The sequence below is a fragment of the Pseudarthrobacter sp. CCNWLW207 genome, from assembly GCF_037203945.1.
In the GTDB taxonomy this organism is placed as follows: Bacteria; Actinomycetota; Actinomycetes; order Actinomycetales; family Micrococcaceae; genus Arthrobacter.
Genome location: NZ_JBBCBS010000029.1, coordinates 1 through 2,734, shown reverse-complemented (window position 1 = coordinate 2,734; position 2,734 = coordinate 1). Strand labels below are relative to the sequence as shown.

Annotated in this window: 2 protein-coding genes; both read right to left on the bottom strand. The window is 67.4% G+C overall.

Annotation, left to right across the window (positions count from 1 at the left end; genetic code table 11):
• Positions 1-87: 87 nt before the first annotated feature.
• Positions 88-2,343, bottom strand: a complete 2,256-nt coding sequence (locus V9L17_RS21170) for an ATP-binding protein (protein WP_337352787.1) — start codon at positions 2,341-2,343, stop codon at positions 88-90.
• Between the two features lie 7 nt (positions 2,344-2,350).
• A partial coding sequence (locus V9L17_RS21165) for a carboxyl transferase domain-containing protein (protein ID WP_337352786.1) occupies positions 2,351-2,734 on the bottom strand: 384 nt, incomplete at its 5' end.

Genomic DNA, 2,734 nt, shown 5'->3' with positions numbered 1-2,734 from the left:
ACACGGGGGCCACTGCGTGGTCCGCGAAGTCCCGTACGGTGTCGCTGAGGTCCTGGTATTCCTCACTGAGTTCAAAATCCGGCATGGCTAGGCTCCCTCGCCTGTGTTGAGTGTGTCTTCGATGTTGTGCCCCGGCTGTGCCGGGCTTTCTGTGTGGGCGTTGGCATGGATAGTGGCCAGCACCTGGCCGGCCCTGACGGGCTGACCGGGCGTGACGGTGAGATGGACTGTGCCCGCCACCTCCGCCAGCAGTTGGTGTTCCATCTTCATGGCTTCCACCGCGAGGAGAACCTGGCCGGCCACAACGGCGTCGCCGCTGCTGACTGCCACCGATACCACCGTGCCCGGCATGGGCGAACGGACCTCAGGGTCTGCCGACCCTTCCTCCCGCTCGATGGCAGCCAGCACCCGGGCGAGCCTGGACTCACGCGTGAGTACCTCCAGCCGGCAGGACCAGCCTCCGTTTCCCAGGAAGAGTTCGGTGGGCACGGCGGGGGTCGGATTGTCCCAGGTGGGCGTGACGGGACCGGTGTACACCGGCGCGATGGAATAGTGTGTGTCTTCCCCATCGAGGGACAGAACAGCCGCCCTCGGCGAGCGCCATTCCAGCGACGCCGTCTGTTGGTGTCCGCCGTTGACGCTGACAAGAACAGGCCCGTCGCTGGTACGGCCGGACACCTGCACTGTTGCGATGCCGCCGTCGGGTGTTCCCAGGCTGATCCGGCGCGGCGCGGGTTCGCCGAGGCGCCAGCCGTTGCGGGCCTGCCACGGACCGGAGGCCGGGACAGGGTGGTTTCGTTCCTCGTCGGCCGAGGCGTACAGCGCTGCGGCAACCAATTCGGCATCCTCCACGCGCCGGAAGGCAAAGCCCGGCAGCTTCCGCTCGATCAGGCCGGTGTCGAGGTGCCCGGCGCGGACGTCGTCGTCGTTGATGAGCAGCCGAAGGTACTCCACGTTGGTGTCCAGCCCAAGGGCGGTGTACCCGGCGAGCGCTTCATCGAGCGTGTCCAGGGCGGCCCTGCGGTCCTGGCCCCAGGCAATGACCTTGGACATCATGGGGTCGTAATTCGAGGAGAGTTCAAGCCCCTCGCGCAGGGAGGAATCGACCCGGACGCGGCCGTGGCCTGCAGCCACTTCGCCGCGGGGAGGGGCGCTTGGCCGCGGGGCTGGCCCTGGAAGTTCGTCGAGCAGCAGGACCGTTCCCGTAGAGGGAAGGAAGTTGCGCTCCGGGATTTCCGCGTAGACGCGGGCTTCGACGGCATGGCCGGTGAGTTCGACGTCGGCCTGGCGGACGGTCAGTTCCTCACCGGCGGCGATTCGCACTTGCCATTCGACGAGGTCCACGCCGGTGACCATTTCGGTGACCGGGTGCTCCACCTGGAGGCGGGTGTTCATCTCCATAAAGAAGAACTCGTCCGGGGCTTCGTCGGACACGAGGAATTCCACGGTGCCCGCGCCGCTGTAGTGGACACTGCGGGCTGCCTGGCAGGCGGCCTCACCAATGCGCACACGGGTGGCGCCGCCGTCGTCCAGCGAATCCAGCAGCGGCGACGGTGCTTCTTCGATGACTTTCTGGTGGCGGCGCTGAAGGGAGCACTCGCGCTCCCCCAGATGGATGACGTTGCCGTAGTGGTCGGCCAGGACCTGGACCTCGATGTGGCGGGGCGTGCGGACCAGCCGCTCCAGGAAAAGGGTGTCGTCGCCAAAGGCGCTCGCTGCAACACGGCGGGCCGTGGCCAGCGTGGCAGCGAGCTCCTCCGGGCCCTCCACGATGTGCATGCCCTTCCCGCCGCCGCCGGCGGAAGGTTTGATGAGCAGCGGAAAGCCGACGGCGGCCGCCGCCTCGATGAGTTGGCCGTCCGTCATGCCAGGCTCGGCAATCCCCGGCACCACGGGAACCCCATAGCCCGCGACGTGATTCTTGGACCGGATCTTGTCGCCCATGACGTTCAGGGACTCGACACCCGGGCCGATAAAGGTGATGCCGGCGGCTTCGAGGGCGCGGGCAAAGTCCACATTTTCGCTCAGGAAGCCGTACCCGGGGTGGACCGCCTCGGCGCCGGTGTCCCGGCAGGCCTGGATGATGGCTTCGATGTTCAGGTAGCTCTCCGCTGCGGCTGCCGGGCCGATCCGCATGGCACGGTCCGCTTCGCGCACATGCCGGGCGCCGGCGTCGGCATCGCTGTAGACGGCCACCGAACGGATGCCCAAGTCACGCAGGGTACGGATCACCCGGCACGCGATCTCACCGCGGTTGGCAACGAGCACGGTACCAAAGAGGGGTCTCCGGGGGCCCGACGTGGTGCTCTGAGAGGGAGCAGTGGGTGGGGAAGGGACGGTCATTGCTGGCTCACATCCGAAAGAGGCCGAAGGAGGTCTCCGGCAGCGGGCTACGGGAGACGACGTCGAGCGCCAGTCCCAGGACGGTGCGGGTGTCCGCGGGGTCGATCACGCCGTCATCCCAGAGGCGGGCGGTGGAATAGTAAGGGCTGCCCTGGTCCTCGTACTGTGCCTTGATGGGGGCCTTGAACGCTTCCTCGTCCTCGGCGGACCATTCCTGCCCGGCGGCCTCGTACTGGTCCCGTTTCACGGTGGCGAGCACGCTGGAGGCCTGGTTTCCGCCCATGACGGAAATCCTGCTTGCCGGCCACATCCAGAGGAAGCGCGGTGAGTACGCCCGGCCGCACATGGAGTAGTTCCCTGCACCGAAGGACCCGCCGATCACCACGGTCAG